This is a genomic window from Nocardia sp. NPDC050712 (genome assembly GCF_040654295.1).
In the GTDB taxonomy this organism is placed as follows: Bacteria; Actinomycetota; Actinomycetes; order Mycobacteriales; family Mycobacteriaceae; genus Nocardia.
Map to the genome: position 1 here is coordinate 407,892 of NZ_JBFAHT010000004.1, position 16,449 is coordinate 424,340.

The 16,449-nt window shown below is 68.4% G+C and carries 16 protein-coding genes; 3 read left to right on the forward strand and 13 right to left on the reverse strand.

Annotated features, from left to right (window positions below; genetic code table 11):
- Positions 1-112: 112 nt before the first annotated feature.
- Positions 113-1,054 (reverse strand): YafY family protein, encoded by a 942-nt coding sequence (locus tag AB0H76_RS30170; RefSeq protein ID WP_357330411.1) that lies wholly within the window; start codon positions 1,052-1,054, stop codon positions 113-115.
- A gap of 96 nt (positions 1,055-1,150) precedes the next feature.
- Here AB0H76_RS30170 and AB0H76_RS30175 point away from each other — a divergent pair, with 96 nt between their 5' ends.
- On the forward strand, positions 1,151-1,564 hold the full coding sequence (locus tag AB0H76_RS30175) for a VOC family protein (RefSeq protein WP_357330412.1): 414 nt from the start codon (positions 1,151-1,153) through the stop codon (positions 1,562-1,564).
- Here AB0H76_RS30175 and AB0H76_RS30180 read toward each other — a convergent pair whose 3' ends face one another.
- Positions 1,565-2,365, reverse strand: coding sequence for a Cof-type HAD-IIB family hydrolase (locus tag AB0H76_RS30180; RefSeq protein ID WP_357330413.1), 801 nt, complete (start codon positions 2,363-2,365; stop codon positions 1,565-1,567).
- Between the two features lie 68 nt (positions 2,366-2,433).
- Positions 2,434-4,488, reverse strand: a complete 2,055-nt coding sequence (locus tag AB0H76_RS30185; RefSeq protein ID WP_357330414.1) for an Hsp70 family protein — start codon at positions 4,486-4,488, stop codon at positions 2,434-2,436.
- A 534-nt stretch (positions 4,489-5,022) separates the two neighbouring features.
- Between AB0H76_RS30185 and AB0H76_RS30190 the strand changes: the two genes are divergently transcribed.
- Positions 5,023-5,799: a glucose 1-dehydrogenase gene (locus tag AB0H76_RS30190; RefSeq protein ID WP_357330415.1), complete on the forward strand. Its 777-nt coding sequence runs from the start codon at positions 5,023-5,025 to the stop codon at positions 5,797-5,799.
- 73 nt (positions 5,800-5,872) lie between these two features.
- Here the strand turns inward: AB0H76_RS30190 and AB0H76_RS30195 are convergent, their stop codons facing one another.
- From AB0H76_RS30195 to AB0H76_RS30235, 9 genes are all read right to left on the reverse strand, one after another.
- Complete coding sequence (locus AB0H76_RS30195; RefSeq protein WP_357330416.1) at positions 5,873-7,456, reverse strand: FAD-dependent oxidoreductase; 1,584 nt, start codon at positions 7,454-7,456, stop codon at positions 5,873-5,875.
- 4 nt (positions 7,457-7,460) lie between these two features.
- Positions 7,461-8,486 (reverse strand): diiron oxygenase, encoded by a 1,026-nt coding sequence (locus AB0H76_RS30200; RefSeq protein ID WP_357330417.1) that lies wholly within the window; start codon positions 8,484-8,486, stop codon positions 7,461-7,463.
- A 57-nt stretch (positions 8,487-8,543) separates the two neighbouring features.
- Positions 8,544-9,728, reverse strand: coding sequence for an Hsp70 family protein (locus AB0H76_RS30205; RefSeq protein WP_357330418.1), 1,185 nt, complete (start codon positions 9,726-9,728; stop codon positions 8,544-8,546).
- A gap of 300 nt (positions 9,729-10,028) precedes the next feature.
- On the reverse strand, positions 10,029-10,622 hold the full coding sequence (locus AB0H76_RS30210; protein WP_357330419.1) for a hypothetical protein: 594 nt from the start codon (positions 10,620-10,622) through the stop codon (positions 10,029-10,031).
- Positions 10,623-10,827: 205 nt separating this feature from the next.
- Positions 10,828-11,823, reverse strand: coding sequence for a sulfate ABC transporter ATP-binding protein (locus AB0H76_RS30215; RefSeq protein WP_357330420.1), 996 nt, complete (start codon positions 11,821-11,823; stop codon positions 10,828-10,830).
- Complete coding sequence (gene cysW / locus AB0H76_RS30220) at positions 11,820-12,626, reverse strand: sulfate ABC transporter permease subunit CysW (RefSeq protein WP_357330421.1); 807 nt, start codon at positions 12,624-12,626, stop codon at positions 11,820-11,822. The genes AB0H76_RS30215 and cysW overlap by 4 nt, the downstream gene beginning before the upstream one ends.
- A complete protein-coding gene (cysT, locus tag AB0H76_RS30225) occupies positions 12,623-13,432 on the reverse strand; it encodes a sulfate ABC transporter permease subunit CysT (protein ID WP_357330923.1) in 810 nt (269 codons plus the stop codon). The genes cysW and cysT overlap by 4 nt, the downstream gene beginning before the upstream one ends.
- 188 nt (positions 13,433-13,620) lie before the next feature.
- The gene (locus tag AB0H76_RS30230) at positions 13,621-14,667 is read right to left on the reverse strand and encodes a sulfate ABC transporter substrate-binding protein (protein ID WP_357330422.1); all 1,047 of its coding nucleotides are present in this window, start codon (positions 14,665-14,667) and stop codon (positions 13,621-13,623) included.
- 200 nt (positions 14,668-14,867) lie between these two features.
- A complete protein-coding gene (locus AB0H76_RS30235) occupies positions 14,868-14,957 on the reverse strand; it encodes an Ms4533A family Cys-rich leader peptide (RefSeq protein ID WP_357330423.1) in 90 nt (29 codons plus the stop codon).
- Positions 14,958-15,022: 65 nt separating this feature from the next.
- On the opposite strand from AB0H76_RS30235, the gene AB0H76_RS30240 reads away from it, so the two are divergent.
- Positions 15,023-16,084, forward strand: coding sequence for a M48 family metallopeptidase (locus AB0H76_RS30240; protein ID WP_357330424.1), 1,062 nt, complete (start codon positions 15,023-15,025; stop codon positions 16,082-16,084).
- Between the two features lie 66 nt (positions 16,085-16,150).
- Here the strand turns inward: AB0H76_RS30240 and AB0H76_RS30245 are convergent, their stop codons facing one another.
- A complete protein-coding gene (locus AB0H76_RS30245; RefSeq protein ID WP_357330425.1) occupies positions 16,151-16,447 on the reverse strand; it encodes a hypothetical protein in 297 nt (98 codons plus the stop codon).
- Between the last annotated feature and the right edge of the window lie 2 nt (positions 16,448-16,449).

Consider the following 16,449-nt stretch of genomic DNA (forward strand, 5'->3'; position numbering starts at 1 on the left):
TGGTCGAGCTTCCCGACTCGATTGCGGCCCAGCGTGTTCCGGTGACCGTGCGGGGTCCCGGAACGCCGACGGGGCCGGGTCCGTGGACCCGGCCCCGTCGGCGATACCTCCCTCAGATCGAATACCGCTGTGCGAGTGCGATTCCGAGGGCAGCGAGCTCGGCCCGGACCGACGGCGGCTCGAGCACTTCGACATCCTCGCCCCAGCCGGCGAGCTGGCGGGCCACCATGTTCGCCGTCGGAGCGGTGATCCGGACCTGGACGCGGCCGTCGGGCCCGGGGCCGTCCACTTCGCAGTGCCGCCCCTGCTGATCCCGCAGCACCGGAAGCAGTTCGGCCGAGACCAGAACGGTCGCCGAGACCGCGGCGCGACGTTGCTCCATCTGCTCCACAACCTCGTCCCACGCGGTGGAGAGATCGAAATCGGCGGGGCGATCGACGATTTCGCCCGTCAGCTCGGCGTCGAGAATGCGGTCCACGCGGAAGGTGCGCTTACCGCGCTCGGTGCCCGCGATCAGATACCAGACGGCGTCCTTGTCGATCAGGCCCCACGGGTCGACCAGCCGTTGCGTGCGCCGGCCCGAGCGCTCGTAATCCATTCGCACCCGCTGCCTTTCGACGACCGCCCGCTGGAGCAGCGTGACCAGACCGGGCCGGGTCCGATCGTGCCGCCCCCAGCGCGCCGGATCGATCACCACCGCGTCGGCGGCGGCCTGCGCGTCGGCCCGGAAGGTCTGCGGCAGGGCGCGCACCAGCTTGCGCAAGGCCGACTTCACTTCCGGCTCACCACCGGTCGAGGACCCGGCCAGCAGGAACAGCGCCCGGGCCTCGGGGGCGGTCAGCCCGCTCAGATCGGTGCGCGCGCCGCCGACCAACTGCCAGCCACCGCCCCGCCCCGGCTGCGGATAGACCGGCACACCCGCGGCCGACAGCGCCTCCAGGTCCCGCCGCGCGGTCGCCACCGACACCTCCAGCTCCGCCGCGAGTTCCGCGGCCGTCACCCGGCCGCGGGTCTGCATCAACAACAGGGTCGCCACCAACCGGTCCGCTCGCATACCGAAATTCTCCTCCTAAAAGTGCTCATTCGGTGCGCACTTTACCCGCGATGCTTATGACACAACCCGATCGAAGCACCGACAAAGGAGACAGACATGCTGCGCGGAATGGCCACCACCACCTACTTCGCCGACGACCTGGAGGCCGCCAAGGATTGGTACGCCGAATTCCTCGGCGTCCAGCCGTACTTCCACGTGCCCAACGGCTACTACGAGTTCCGCATCGGCGACTACCAGCACGAACTCGGCCTCATCAACCGCGCCTACGCGCCGGCCGGTGCCCGCAACGAGCCGGGTGCGGGCGGCATCGTGAACTGGCACGTCGACGATCTCGAGGCCACCTTCGCCCGCCTGCTCGAGCTGGGCGCCAAGGAGTACGAGCCGATCACCGAGCGCGGCCAGGGCACCGGATTCGTCACCGCCGCCGTGCTCGACCCGTTCGGCAACATCATCGGCATCATGTCCAACCCGCACTACCTGGACGTGCTCGGCCGGACCGGCGGGGTCTGATCAGGCGCGATACCAGCGTTCCAGCACCTTCGCGACCCCGTCGTCGGCGACGTCGGCGGTGACTTCGTCGGCGAGGTCGCGGATGGCGTCGACGGCGTTGCCCATCGCCACCGAGTGCCCGGCCCAGGTCAGCATTTCGCGATCGTTGTGGCCGTCCCCGATGGCCAGGGTGCGCTCGTGCGGAATGCCCAGCGCGGCCCGGAGTCGTTCCAGCGCCCAGCCTTTCGTGACACCGCGCCGCGACAGCGTCAGCCAGGGGCCGAATTCGCCGTGCACCCAGCTGGTTTCGGGCACGTGCAGCTGATCCAGCAGGCGCAGCATCTCCTCCTGCGAGCCCGTGGGCCACCAGCCGTTCAGGCGCGGGGTCGGCTCGCTGCTCAGCGCACCGTCGTCGACGAGCAGGTACTCGCCGATGGAGAACTCGCCGGGACTCAGGCCGGTGGCCCAGGTGCCGACGCCCACCTTCTCCACCGCGAAGATCATCTCCGGGAACAGCGCGCGCAGGGCCTGCACCGCGGGACCCGGATCGAAGGTCTGCACCGCGACCGGCTCATCCCGCGCCACATCGATGTGTACCGCCCCGTTGGAGCAGATCGCGTGCCCATCGATCAGGCCGAGTTCGGCCAGCACCGGGCGGGTGGTGAGCACGGTACGACCGGTCGTGACGACCACGTGCGCACCCGCGGCCACCGCCGCACGCACCGCGTCCACCACCCGTGCGCTGATCGCCGAACCGGTTTCCAGCAGTGTGCCGTCCACGTCCAGCGCAATCAGCTGCGGACCACCCCCGAGAGCTACCACCAGCCCATTGTGCATCGGCGGCCGCGCCGCGTCATCCATACGCGTGCGCCGCCACGGCGCGAACGGCGCTACTTCTCGTGTCCGCTGCCGCCGCCGGAACCGCCCGAGCCGCCGGAGTTGCCGCTGGAGGAGTTGCCGGAAGACGAACTGCTGGACGAATTACCGCTCGAGGAGTTCCCGGACGACGAACTGTTCGAGGACGAGCTGTTCGAGGAGGCACCCGAGGACGAGTTGTTCGACGCGCCGCTGGAGGAGTTGCTCGACGAATTACCGCTCGACGAATTGCTGGAGGAATTCCCACTGGTCGAGTTGCCGTTGGAGTTGCCCATGCCCGACGACGAATCACTGTGGGCGCCACCCGAATTGGTGCCGTTCGAGGAGGTGTCGCCGGAGGTGGTCCCGCTCGAGGAGTTGCCGTTCGAGGTGCCGGGGGACGAGTTCGTTCCGCCCGCGGACGGGGTATTGGCGCCGGTGCCGCTGCTCGGCGCGGACGCGCCGGTATCGGGCGGCGTGGCGGTTCCGGCGCCGGTTCCGGGTGCCTGGGTACCGGTGCCGGGCTGCGCGGGATTCGGGGCCGACGGAGTATTCGGCGTCGCGGGCGTCTGGTCCGCGGGCAGGCTGACGCTCGGGATCGGATTGGCGGCGGGCGGCTGCTCGGCGGGCGGCTGCTCGGCGGCCGGAACCGACGGGGCCGGTGCGGGATTCGGCGCCGGATGCGGAGCGGGGTTCGGCGCCGGGTGCGGAGCGGGGTTCGGCGCCGGGTGCGGAGCGGGGTTCGGCGCCGGGTGCGGAGCGGGCGCCGGAGCGGGCGCGGGCTTGACCTTGGGGCGCACGAAAGGCAGCGGGTTGGTGAAGCGGGCCGGGTTCGCGTACAGCGCGGTCGCGGTGTCGGCCTGCTGCTCCACCCGCGAGCGGGTCGATTCGGCCAGGGTCGGCCCCTGGGGTCTCTCGGCCCGCGGAGCGCCCTGCGCGACCGCCGCCGAGGCCGCGGCCGCCGGCAGTCCGGCGGAATAGCCGACCAGCGTCGCCGCGACGGCGCGCCGCGGCACACCGGCCGCCAGGCTCAGATCGAGGACCACGTCACCGCTGGGTTCGTAGAGCAGCACGTCACTGGAGGGGCCGATGTCCGGAAAGTGGTCCAGCAGTGGCGACAGGTCCGGATCGACGCCGCCGCCGAACACCGTCACCGCGGACATGGCGAGCGCGGAAGCGACTGCCGCACTGGAGAACACGGCCACGCGCGGCGGATGCTGCGGCCCCTCGGCGGACGCGAAGACACGGGCGGCGAACTGCGCGGCGCCTGCGGCGACCACCTGACCGGGGTCGGCCGATACGACCACCGGGCGACCGAGTTCGGCCAGCGTTCGCGCCACTTCCCGGGGCCGGGCCGCCCCGCCGACCACCAGGATCCGGTCGATATCGGAGAGGGTGCGGCCGCTGCCGCGCACACACTGGCGGACCAGATCGAAGGACTTGCGAATGTGAGTGGTGCGCAGCGCGTCCACGTCGCGGATCGACATCGACGACACCAGGCCGTCGGTGGTGCTGCCGCGGGCACAGCGGGCGATCCGCGCGCCGAGCGGGCGACCGCCGTACTCGTAGGAGCGCAGCGGCTTTCCGATGATCGGATGGTTGTCCCAGTCCGGGCCGACCCGGACGACAGCGACATCGAGACTGGTGCCGCCCAGGTCGTAGACCAGGACGAAGCCCGGTTCGGCGGGGCCGTGCTCGGCCTCCAGCCACTCCGCGGCGGCGACGGGTTCAGGGATCAGCATGATTTCTCGGGCGCCGGCTAAGTCCAGCGCCTGGCGTAAGAGCGCTACCTGTTTATCGGAATAGATTGCGGGATAGGTGGCTACGGCTCCGGCGATCGGATCCTCCGCGCTCACCAGCAGTCCGTGCACGACGGCCGCGACCATGTTCGCGGGCGAGAACAGGCGACCGGCGACCACCACCGATTCCGGGTCGCGCGCCAGATCCGCGAAATCGCTGATGGCCGTACTGAATTGGGGAGCTCCACCGACCTCGGCGACGCCGACGCCGTCGAAGGTCACCGCCGTGCGCCGAGTACGCACCGATGGGCGCGGGCGCGCACCGGTCACCGCCGCGGATACGGAGTTCACTGAACCGATGCTGAAACCCAGCACTGTAGTCATTTGCTATCCCGTCAACGCACCGTGACCACGTCCAGCACACAGTCGAGCCATGTGGCCGCGGTCGTCTTCCAAACAGCTCCCACAGGTTAACTGGTGATGTGTCGTTTCGGAATCCGAATTGGTATGAAACGTTCGGGTTCCGGGCGGTTTGAACCATACGTCCAGCTAGAGCTGTCGAGAGGAAACAATCCAGCCCCCTGTACAAACCGGAATTCGCCTGGTGCGCACCCGATTCCGCTATCACTCAGCGATCGAAACATCGTGGACGGTCTGGTTGAAATGCCCCTCCGGCAACAGGCTGGACAACCCAGACATCGCACACCGACTAGTCGGTAACTACGGCATTGCCAACAGTCATATCGGATACCGTCGCCGAAAAACATGACGCGTCAAACGTGGAGTCCGATTACCGCCAGCTTCGGCCCGGCCGGCGCGGTTGACTGAGTGCGGCGACGAGCTCGACCGAGCCGGAATCGCCAGCCAGAGAAGGGATTTTCGACAATGTCCACACGGTTCGCGAACAAGGTCGTACTCATTACCGGCGCCAGCTCCGGCATCGGCAAGGCCGTGGCCCTGCGGGTGGCGTCCGAGGGCGCGGCGGTGGTACTGGGCGCCCGCGGCAAGGACACCGGTGAGCAAGTGGCGGCCGATATCCGCGCCGCCGGTGGCCGGGCGCTGTTCGTCCCCACCGATGTCACCGTCGAGGCGGATGTGGCGGCTTTGACCCAGGCCGCGCTCACCGAATACGGCCGCCTGGACGCCGCTTTCAACAATGCCGGCGCGGTGCTGGCCTACGGGCCGGTCTCGGCGGCCGACGACAGCGGGGTCGCCGAGCAGGACTGGCGCGCCGACCTGGAACTCAACCTCACCAGCGTGTTTTACGGTCTGCGGCACCAGGTTCCGGCGATCCTCGCCTCCGGTGGCGGCGCGATCCTGAACAACGCCTCCAACCTCGGCGTGGTCGGTATGGGCTCGGTGGCGCCGTATGTCGCCGCCAAGCACGGTGTCGTCGGCCTGACCCGCGCGGTCGCGCTGGAGAACGCCGAGCAGGGCGTGCGGGTGAACGCCATCGCCTCCGGTGCGGTCGACACCCCGGCGTTCCGCGCCTCGATGGGCGCGACCCCCGAGGGGGAAGCCGCTATCGCGGCGCTGCACCCGATGGGCCGGATCAGTCAGCCGGAGGAGATCGCGACGTTCTGCGCGTACCTGCTCAGCGACGAGGCCAGCTTCATCACCGGCGCCGCGCTGTCCATCGACGGCGGCTTCACCGCGCGCTGACACCGCTGCCGCTTCGAGGAAACGACGCCGTCCCGGCACGCACCAGGCGTGCCGGGACGGCGTCGGATGACTGTCAGGCGCGAGTGAGCAAGCGCCGCAACGGACCTTGGCGCAGCGCGGCGCCGGCCGCCCGCACCGCGGGCTGCCGCTCGCGGACGAGCCGATCGAATTCCGTTGCGCCACGCACCGGTTGACGCAGGCGTCCGGCGTTGAAATCGTCGGCCAGCTGCTGCACCGTCTCTTGCGCGCAGGACTTGTTGGTCCCGATGAAACCGGTGGGACCGCGCTTGATCCAGCCGGTGACATAGGCGCCCGGGAACACCGCTCCCCCGGCCTGTTCCAGCACCCGGCCGTCCAGGTTCGGGATCACGTGGGCGCGCTCGTCGAACGGCAGACCGGTCAGCGGCACACCGCGGTAGCCGACCGAGGCGAGCACCAGGCCCGCCGGCAGCTCCTCGGTCGCGCCCGTGGCCACGGCCCGCAGGACGCCCTCGGCGTCGGCGACCAGTTCGTTGGTGCCGACCCGAACCCCGGTCACCCGGTCGGTACCGAGGATCTCGGCCGGAGAAGTGAGGTACCGGAACACGATTCGCTTGCGCTTGCCGAACGGCCGCTCCGCCACGCTGTGCAGCAGCTTCAGCTTCTGCTCCACGTGGAAGGGCCGGTCGCCGCCGAGCGTGGGCAACTCGCCCTCGATCGCGATGTCGACGTCGGCACCGAGCAGACCGACGAATTCCGGCACGGTGAAGGCGGATTCGGCGGGACCGCGACGGCCGAGGATGACGACCTCTTCGATCTTGCTGTCCCGCAGCGCCTTCAGGGCGTACGGCGCGATATCGGTGGCCGCCAAGGCTTCCGGATCACTGGTCAGGATGCGGGCGACATCGAGCGCGACGTTGCCGTTGCCGACGATCACCGCCCGCCGCTGCGACAGATCGATGCTGTCACCGGCGTGGTCGGGATGCCCGTTGTACCAGGCCACGAAGTCGGTGGCGGAGGTGCTGCCGGGCAGGCCCTCGCCGGGAATGCCCAGCTTGCGGTCCGCGGAAGCGCCGACCGCGTAGATCACCGCGTGGAAATGGCCGAGCAGCTCCTCGTGCGAAACATGCTTGCCCACTTCGACATTCAGATACGAGGTGAACCCGGGCTGGGCCGAGATCACGTCGAACAGGCTGCTCACCTGGCGGGTCCGGCCGTGATCGGGCGCGACGCCGTGGCGGGCCAGGCCGTAGGGCACCGGCAGCCGATCGAACACCGAGACCGACACACCGGACTGCGTCAGCAGCTCGTCGGCGGCGTACATGGCCGAGGGGCCGGAGCCGACGATCGCCACGCGCAGCGGCTCGCGTTCGGTCCGGATCTCCGGGGCGGGCACCGGGCGGGCCAGCAGCGGGCGCGGGCGCGACTCCCGGAAGAAGTCCGCGTTGATCTCGATGAACGGCAGCTGCTCGTCGGTCAGCTTCTTCGACGAGGTGATCGCGTCGACCGGGCAGGCCGAGGCGCACGCGCCGCAGTCCACGCATGCCTTCGGATCCACGTACAGCATCTCCGCCGTCCGGAAATCCGGCTCATCGGGCGTCGGATGGATGCAGTTGACCGGGCAGGCGTAGACGCAGGACGCGTCGCTGCAACAGGATTGTGTGACGACGTAGGGCACTTACTCAGCCTGCCTTGACCACGCGCAGCGGCTCGGAGCGGTAACGCGTGGTGTGGCCGTCGATATTGAGCAGCTTCCACACCCGCCGGGCGATCGGATTCATCAGGCCGATGTCCTTGGCCAGGGTGCGCACATCGCCGAAGAAGTCGCTGAACTCCTGCTTGGCTTCCTTGGTCCCGTAGAACAGTTCCTTGCGGACGTAATCCGGGATGTCGAACTCACGCCAGAACGACCGCGGCGGAGTGTAGATCGAGCGGCCCAGGATGAACATGACGATCGGCATGGCGATCGAGAGCACGAACTTGGTGGGCGCGTTCTTCTCCGGCACGTGGATCTTCAGGAACTCGTGCGCGAAGGAGATGTGGCGGGCTTCCTCGGCGACGTGGATCGCCATGACGCCGCGCATGATCGGGTGCACGTCTTCGCCGGAGCGCAGGATCGACTTCTGGATGTGGTCGATCGGCTCCTCACCGGCCAGCACGGCCATGAAGAACAGGTTCGGGAACAGCGCGGCCACCGGGGCGCCGATGTACTTGAACTTGCGCACCAGCGGGCCCATGCCGGGCACGTCGATGCCGATCCGGTTCACCATCTCCTGGAACATCAGGGTGTGGTTGTGCTCCTCGATCATCTCGTGGGAGCAGTAGCGGAATTCGGGATCACCGTTGGGTAGGCCGAAGGTGTGCGTGACCATGCCGCTGATCAGAATGGTCTCGAACTGCAGACCGACCTTGGCCACGTTGGCCTGGCGGTACTTGCCGATCGCGATCTGCACGTCCTGCGGCTGGGCCAGGTACCAGGGGTGCCGGCCCAGCGTGTCGCCGGACCTGGGCAGGATCCACCGCTCTTCGCCGGCATCGGCGGCGAAGTCGGGATTGTCCCAATCGATATCCTCGAACGGGTCGAAGTGCTTGTTGACCGAACCTTCGGACAGCAACAGGAGCTTCGCTGCGTATTCCTGTGCCTTTTCCAGGTCGGGATCTACGGCGGGGGTAACGGCTCCGGACATCGTCGTCACTGCCTTCCTCATGGGACCGATTTACTGTATCCCATAGTTACACCTACGGCGGGTGACGTCAACCTACCCCTAGCGCAACCCCGCGATCACCGCGTCCGCGGGCAGCGCGAACGCGAGGGCTACCCCGCCGGCCGACATACCCACCGCGGTCGCGGCCCGGGTCAACCTGCGGCGGGTGCGCCGGGAGAACAGCAGCGCGCGAGTGGTGCGGGAACGCTGCCCCGGCTGCGGGCGCAGCCACGCGGGCACCAGATCGTCCGTGGCCCGGCGGTGCGCGCCGGCCCGCCGACCGGGCTGCGCCGGCTCGTCCCGGCCGGGGTTCGCCCGCCGCGCGAGGATCGCGGCGCCGTCGGCGGTCGTGCGCTCGGGATCGGAGGCGATGATCACCGGGCGGGCGAGTTCGTCGGACAGCACCTGGGGGACATCGGCGGGCCGGGCCGCGCCACCGACGACCAGGACACAATCCACATCGGCCATGGTCACGTCGGCCGTCCGCAGGCAGCGGTAGACCAGTTCGAGCGAGGCGCGCACATGATCGGTGCGCAGTTCGTCGGCGGTCGCACCCCGCACCGCGCCGGATAGATGGGAAGCCAGGCCACTGTTACCCGCCCGCGCCGCGACCAGCGCGCCGAAGGCCCGGCCGCCGAACTCACCCGAGCGCACCGGCACGCCGACGATGGGATTCTCGGGGCGACCCGCGCCGACCCGCACCAGCGTCACATCGAGGCTGGAGCCGCCCAGATCGTAGATCAGCGCCAGCCCCGGCATGAGCGGGCCGTGCTCGGCCTCCAGCCAGGCCGCGGCGGCGATCGGTTCGGCAACCAGCGCAACGCGATTCAGCCCGATCGCGTCCAAAGACGCACGCAGATCGCCTACTTGGAGCGCGGAGTAGCCGGCCGGATGGGTCAGCGTGATGCCCGCGGCCACGGCCCGCGGATCCCGCCGCGCCTCCAGAATGAGGCAATCCGCCACGGTGGCAACGAGATCGGCGGGCGTGAGCGCCCGGTGCCCGACCCGGGCCGACCGCGCGGTGCGCTGGCTCAGATCGGCGAACTCGGTGATCGCGCGCCCATGCCGTGGAATCACCCCGACCCGGGCCAGGCCGGTGCTGTCGAAGGTGAGCGTGGTGCGCCGGGTGATGGCGGGCGTGCGCTCGGGCTGACGGCGGCGCCCCGGCGGCGCCTTGGTTCGGTCGTCGGCCAGCGCGGAAACCGTGTTGACCGTACCGATGCTCAAACCCAGACCAACCGCCATCGCAATCCACCTGATCGCCGAGCCGAGTTGCTTCGAACCTCACTCACGCAACCACTCCGCGACCCGCGTGCCAACCACCGGACAACCGGTTGTCCGAAATGCCCCACCCGGGCACAGCCTGCCGAATTCCGCGGGCACCACCCGTGACCTGCACGGCACCCGGAGCCGACCGCTCAGTCGGTGGATCTCGCTCTGGCGCGCCGAATTTCGACGCCGGACGCGTCCTGGTAGCCGGTCGATCTCGCAGCTTCACAGCAACCGCCGGCCCGGCCGGTCGTCCGCACGGCCGGCCGGGCCCGGTTATTCGACGAGGAGCTCCAGCGTCAACTGCGCGGCCTGCTCCTGCCACTTCGCGTATTCCACCGGGAAGGCCGAGACCTGCGCGCCCTGCGCGGCTTCCCACAGCGGAATCGAGGAATAATTCGGGACCTTGTCCTCGAGCGCGTCCAGGAATGCCGCGGTCGCATATCCGGGGTCGGTCAATTGTTCCGGCGTACCCCAGCCCGCGGACGGTCGCTGCTGAAACAACCCCAGCGAGTCGTAATCCACCGGCACGGTGAGATTCCGCAGTGTCGATTCCTGCAACGCGGTGGCCAGTGCCACCACCGCCGCGTACGCCGGCATGCCGCGCCGCTCGACCACCTCGACGATGCGGCGGGCATTGTGCCGCTGCTCGGCGTTCAGGTGGAAGCGCCGCTGCTCACCCTTGATGCCGGTGGCCAGCAGGTCCGCGAGGGTGAGCTCGGGCTCCGAACAGGTGATTTCGATGTCCGGAGCCGGCGCTTCGAGCGGCCGGTCCGGTGCCGGAATCGCCGCCGCGGCGGCGACGGCGGCAGTCGCGGAATGGGCCGCGAGAACGGCGATGGCACAGCAGAGAGCAGTAGAAACAAACACGGGTAGTCGTGTTTTCATGGTCTCCATGCATTCTTTGCCGGCGCCTGGAGCTCATTCCGCATACTTCTCCCCCGCGCACACGAAAAGGCTACGGCGAATGAATTGGAAGTTATTCAATTGGTGACATTATTCGACCACAGTCATTTCATGGACACGGACATTTCGAACGGGCGTGTCGCCCCTGTCGAAAACCGTTGCGTGCGAACTAGCCGGCGGGCAATTCCGGAATACGGGTGGCCCGGGCGTAGACCGTCTCACCGTCGGAAAGCTGTAGTGCCGCCGCGTCACCGCGAGTGACCTGGGCCGCGAACAGATCTCCGGTCGCGGCGTTGCGCAATTCCACCCGCACTTCGAAACCCAGGTGCACTACCCGCTCCACGCTCGCGCGGGTGACGCCCGCCGACTCCGCGGTGCCCTCGTGCGCGGCCAGCGCCATGCTCGGATCACGGCCGACCCGAATATCGTGCGGGCGCACCAGGTGTCCGTTGAGCCGGGCCACGTCGCCGAGGAAGGACATGACGAATTCGTTGGCGGGACGGTCGTACACGTCCTCCGGGCTGCCGACCTGCTCGATCCGGCCCGCGTTCATCACCGCGATCCGGTCGGCCACGTCCAGGGCCTCTTCCTGGTCGTGGGTGACCAGCACGGTGGTCACATGGACTTCTTCGTGCAGCCGGCGCAGCCATTTGCGCAGATCCGCACGCACTTTCGCGTCCAGGGCGCCGAACGGCTCGTCCAGCAGCAGCACCTGCGGGTCCACCGCGAGCGCGCGCGCCAGGGCCATGCGCTGGCGCTGGCCACCGGAGAGCTGGGCGGGATAGCGGTGCTGGAAACCGTCGAGCCCGACGATGCCGAGCAGTTCGTCGACCTTCTTGGCGATTTCGGCCTTGGGGCGCTTGCGGATCTTCAAGCCGAAGGCGACATTGTCGCGCACCGTCATGTGCTTGAAGGCGGCGTAATGCTGGAAGACGAAGCCGATGTCGCGCTTCTGCGGCGGCACATGGGTGACGTCGTTGCCCGCGATGCTGACGATGCCGCCGTCCAGGGACTCCAGGCCCGCGATGGAGCGCAGCAGCGTCGACTTGCCGGAACCGGACGGCCCGAGCAGCGCGGTGAGCTCACCGGTCGGGATGTCGATGCTGACGTCGTTCAGAGCGGCGAAGGAACCGTAGTTCTTCCGCGCATTGGTCACGGTGATCACTTGGCGCCACGCTTACGTTCGAGGAGGGTCATGAACAGCAGGGTCACGAGGGCGATGCCCATCAGCAGGGTCGCGGCGGAGTAGGCGCCGAAGGTGTTGTGGTCGTTGATGTATCGGCCGTGCACCAGCAGGGTCAGCGTCTGCGACTTACCCGGCAGCGCCGAGGACACCATGATGACCGCGCCGAATTCGCCGAGCGCGCGGGCCACGGTGAGCACCACGCCGTAGGTCAGGCCCCAGCGGATCGCGGGCAGCGTGATCCGCCAGAAGGTCTGCCAGCCCGAGGCGCCCAGGGTGGCCGCGGCCTGTTCCTGGTCGTCGCCGATCTCGTGCAGTACCGGCTCGACCTCGCGCACCACGAACGGCAGCGTCACGAAGATGGTCGCGATCACCATGCCGGGCAGGCCGAAAATCACCTTGAAACCGGCGGATTCGAGGCCGCCGAACCAGCCGTTGGCGCCCCACAGCAGGATCAGCGCGACGCCGACCACCACCGGCGACACCGCGAACGGCAGGTCGACGATGCCCTGCACCAGCGTGCGGCCGGGGAATCTGCCGCGTACCAGCGCCAGCGCGGTCACGATGCCGAAGATGACGTTGACCGGCACCACGATCGCCACGATGATCAGCGAGAGCTGCAAGGCCGAGATAGCGGCCGGGGTGGTGATGGATTCGACGAAGGCGCCGAGACCCTCACCGAAGGTGCGCCACAGGATGATGATCAGCGGCAGCACCAGCAGGATGAACAGGTAGGCCAGCGCGACGGTGCGCAGCGTGATCTTGGTGGGCCAGGTCAGATTCATCGGGCCGCCTGCTCTTTCCGGGCGCTGCGCTCGGCCCACAGCCGCAGCCCGAGCAGCGCGACGAAGGAGATGAGCAGCAGCGCCACCGATACCGCGGCCGCGTTCACCGGGCGGTCGATCTCGATCTGCTTCTGGATGTACTGCGAGGCCATTTCGGTCTCGCGCGGAATGGCGCCGCCGATCAGCACCACCGACCCGTACTCACCGATCGCGCGGGCGAAGGCCAGGCCGCCACCGCTGATGACGGCGGGCGCCAGGGTGGGCAGCACGATCCGGCGGAAGGTGGTCCAGTTGCTCGCGCCCAGCGACAGCGCGGCCTGCTCCACCTCGCGGTCGGCCTCGATGAGCACCGGCTGCACCGAGCGCACCACGAACGGCAGCGTCACGAAGGCCAGTGCCACCACCAGGCCGGGCTGGGTGGCATTGAGATGGATATCGATCGGGCTCTGCGGCCCGTACAGCGACAGCAGCACGATGCTGGCCACGATGGTGGGCAGCGCGAACGGCAGGTCGATCAGGGCGTTGACGATGCCCTTGCCCGGAAAGTCGTCGCGCACCAGCACCCAGGCGATCAAAGTGCCCATGAAGACGTTGATGATCGCGACGATCACCGAGACGAACACGGTGATCCGCAGCGAATCCAGCGCGGCGGGCTGGGTGATCGCGTCCCAGAAGCCGGACCAGCCCTCCTCGAAGGAGGTCACGGTCAGCGCGGCCAGGGGCAGCAACACGATGATGCTGAGCCACAGCACCGCGGTCGCGATGCCGAGCGGGCCGACCGAGCCGGTCACCCGCAGCCAGGACAGGCGGGGCCGCCCGGGGGCGGGCTGGGCCCGCGCGGCGGCCGGTTTGTCGAGCTTTACCGAGCCGGTATCGGAGGCGTCTCCGACCTCGGCGGTGTTGCTGTCTGTCACAGTCGATCAGTATCCCGTGTCCTGGAAGCGGCGAAGAGGTGGCCCAGCGCAGATGTGCGCTGGGCCACCTCGAGGTTTCGCTACTTGGTGGCCTTGTCGTAGATCACCGCGACGGAGCCGGTGTTCGCGGTGAACAGCTCCTTGTCCACGGCCTTCCAGCCGCCCAGATCGGCGATGGTCCACAGCTTCTGCGGGGTCGGGAAGTCCTTGGCGAAGTCGGCGGCGACCTTCGGGTCGACCGGGCGGAAGCCGGCCGTGGCCCAGGCCTTCTGGCCCTCGGAGGTGAACAGGAAGTCGCGGAAGGCGACGGCTTTCTCCTGGTTCTTGCTGGTCTTGAGGACCGCGACCGGGTTCTCGATCTTGAAGGTGCTCGGCGGGATGACGTGCTCGATCGGATCGCCGTTGCGCTCGGAGAACAGTGCCTCGTTCTCGTAGCTCAGCAGCACGTCACCGGTGCCCTGCAGGAAGGTCTCGGTGGCTTCGCGGCCCGACTTGGGCTGCACCTTGACGTGCTCCTTGGAGATGAGCTGGCTCAGGTAGTCCAGGCCGGCCTGCGGGTTCTTGCCGCCCTCGGACTTGGTCGCGTACGGCGCGAGCAGGTTCCACTTGGCCGAACCGGAGCTGAACGGGTTCGGGGTGACGACCTCGACACCCGGCTTGAGCAGGTCGTCCCAGTCCTTGATGCCCTTCGGGTTGCCCTTGCGGACCACGATGGCCACGACCGAACCGAACGGGATGCCCTTGGTGGCGTCGGCGTTCCAGTTGGCATCGACCAGGCCGGCGTCGACCAGGCGGGTAATGTCGGGCTCGACCGAGAAGTTGACCACGTCGGCCTCGGCGCCGTCCTTGACCTTGCGGGACTGATCGCCCGAGGCGCCGTAGGAGGCGTTGATCGCGACGTTCTTGCCCTTGTCGGTCTTGTTGAACTCGGGCACGACCTTGTCGAAGCCCGGCTTCGGCACCGCGTACGCGTAGAGGTTCAGCGTGCCGCCACTGCCGTCGGCAGCTTCGCCGCCCACACTGTCGCTCGCTCCACCACCGCAGGCGGACAGTGCCACGGCTGCGAGTGTGGTCAGGGCGACGGCGGCATAGCGGCGTCGCGATGAGAGCCAAGAATTGCGAGACATCAGGGTGGACCTTCCTGGAGACCGCCATGTCCGAGTCGGGGGAATCATGGCGGAAAAAGAATGCGAAATCGGGTAGACCTGCCGCCGGATCGGCGAACAGTGGCGCGACTTCGGCCGAGCGGCCGTCGGGGTTCGGATATCGCTGCGAAAGGGGCGCGCCAGTCTACTGGCTAGGAACGCGCGGCGATACCCGGGGCCGATCAGCGACAGAGGATATCGGCGACCGCGAGATTGCCGACCGCGATCAACGCCAATTCATGGCGGACCTGCGGGACGACATTCGTGGACACAGGCAGACTGTAGCAGAGGCGCACGGCGCCTTTGAAATCAATGTGATCACGGGGGTTTAAAACCGATGAATACGAGTCCGGACCGCATCCGTACCCGGCTGCCCGGCATCAGCACCCGCGCCTGGGAGCATCCCGCAGACCGCACCGCCCTGGTGACGCTGCGCTCCCTCGCCGGTTTCGATACCGTCCTGCGCACCCTGTCCGGCCTGCTGCAGGAACGCCAGCACCGACTGCTCTACCTGGCCACCGCCGTCCGCGTGGACGACCGCCAGTTCCGCTCGCTGCACCAACTGCGCCAGGACTGCGTCGACATCCTGGACGCGCGCACCACACCCGAGATGTTCGTCTTGCAGAGCCCGCACGTGAACGCCCTGACCATCGGCATGGACCGGCCGTTCATCGTGCTCACCACCGGGCTCATCGACCTGATGGACACCGAGGAGCTGCGCTTCGTGATCGGCCACGAGCTCGGGCACGCGCTGTCCGGGCACGCGGTCTACCGCACCATGCTCATGCACCTGCTGCGGATCTCGGCCAATATCGGCTGGATGCCGGTGGGCGGCTGGGCTTTACGCGCGATCGTCGCGGCGCTGATGGAGTGGAGCCGCAAGTCCGAGCTGTCCGGCGACCGGGCCGGGCTACTGTGCGGCCAGGACGTGGACGCCTCGGTGCGGGTGCACATGAAGACGGCCGGCGGCACCTGGGTCAAGGAGATGAACCACGGCGCGTTCCTGGCCCAGGCCGACGACTACGAACGCTCCGGCGACCTGCGCGACGGGGTGCTCAAGCTGCTCAACCTGGAACTGCAATCGCATCCGTTCTCGGTGCTGCGGGCCGCGGAGCTGCGGCGCTGGATCCAGTCCGGCGAGTACGACCGGATCATCCACGGCCACTACCCGCATCGCGACACCGACAAGAGCGCCCGCATCAGCGAGGAGATCAAAGAGGCGGCGCGCAACTACAAGCAGAGCTTCGACGAATCCGAGGATCCGCTGGTGCGCACCGTGCGCAACCTCGGCAAGGACGTCGGCTCGGCGGTGAGCACGGTCGGTCAGGAGGTCGGCGACACCGTGACCAAGCTGGGCAAGCGGCTCAACGACTGGCGCACCGGCGGGCCTAACGCGTAAACAGCCAGGCGACGATCACGAGGACGAGCAGGGCGACAAGGGCGAGCTGAACCCGCGACCGTGGCATCAGCGCGCCCCGCTCTGCGCGTGCTCGAGCGCATCCAGACGCGCCGGGACCAGCAGATCGGGCTCGACGAGATCGGCGCCCAGGCGCAGCTCGGCGGTATCGGCGGCCTGGGTCGCGGCGGCGGCGCGGTTGCGGCCCAGCAGCGCCATGGCCAGGCGCACTCCGCGGTCGAGCAGGTAGGCGATGGCGAAGCTGATCGGCACCATGCCGACGAGTACGACGAGGAACTGCGGGATGAACGGCAATCCCGCGACCCACAGCTCGAAGCTGTCCCACCATCCTGCGATGCTCTGCACGG

Excerpts from the sequence above, each read along its gene's own strand:
- AB0H76_RS30205 (WP_357330418.1), bottom strand. The coding sequence starts at position 9,728 with ATGGCGGTTGGTCTGGGTTTGAGCATCGGTACGGTCAACACGGTTTCC.
- AB0H76_RS30200 (WP_357330417.1), bottom strand. The coding sequence starts at position 8,486 with ATGAGGAAGGCAGTGACGACGATGTCCGGAGCCGTTACCCCCGCCGTA.
- AB0H76_RS30240 (WP_357330424.1), top strand. The coding sequence starts at position 15,023 with ATGAATACGAGTCCGGACCGCATCCGTACCCGGCTGCCCGGCATCAGC.
- AB0H76_RS30230 (WP_357330422.1), bottom strand. The coding sequence starts at position 14,667 with ATGTCTCGCAATTCTTGGCTCTCATCGCGACGCCGCTATGCCGCCGTC.
- cysW (WP_357330421.1), bottom strand. The coding sequence starts at position 12,626 with ATGAATCTGACCTGGCCCACCAAGATCACGCTGCGCACCGTCGCGCTG.
- AB0H76_RS30175 (WP_357330412.1), top strand. The coding sequence starts at position 1,151 with ATGCTGCGCGGAATGGCCACCACCACCTACTTCGCCGACGACCTGGAG.
- AB0H76_RS30170 (WP_357330411.1), bottom strand. The coding sequence starts at position 1,054 with ATGCGAGCGGACCGGTTGGTGGCGACCCTGTTGTTGATGCAGACCCGC.
- AB0H76_RS30190 (WP_357330415.1), top strand. The coding sequence starts at position 5,023 with ATGTCCACACGGTTCGCGAACAAGGTCGTACTCATTACCGGCGCCAGC.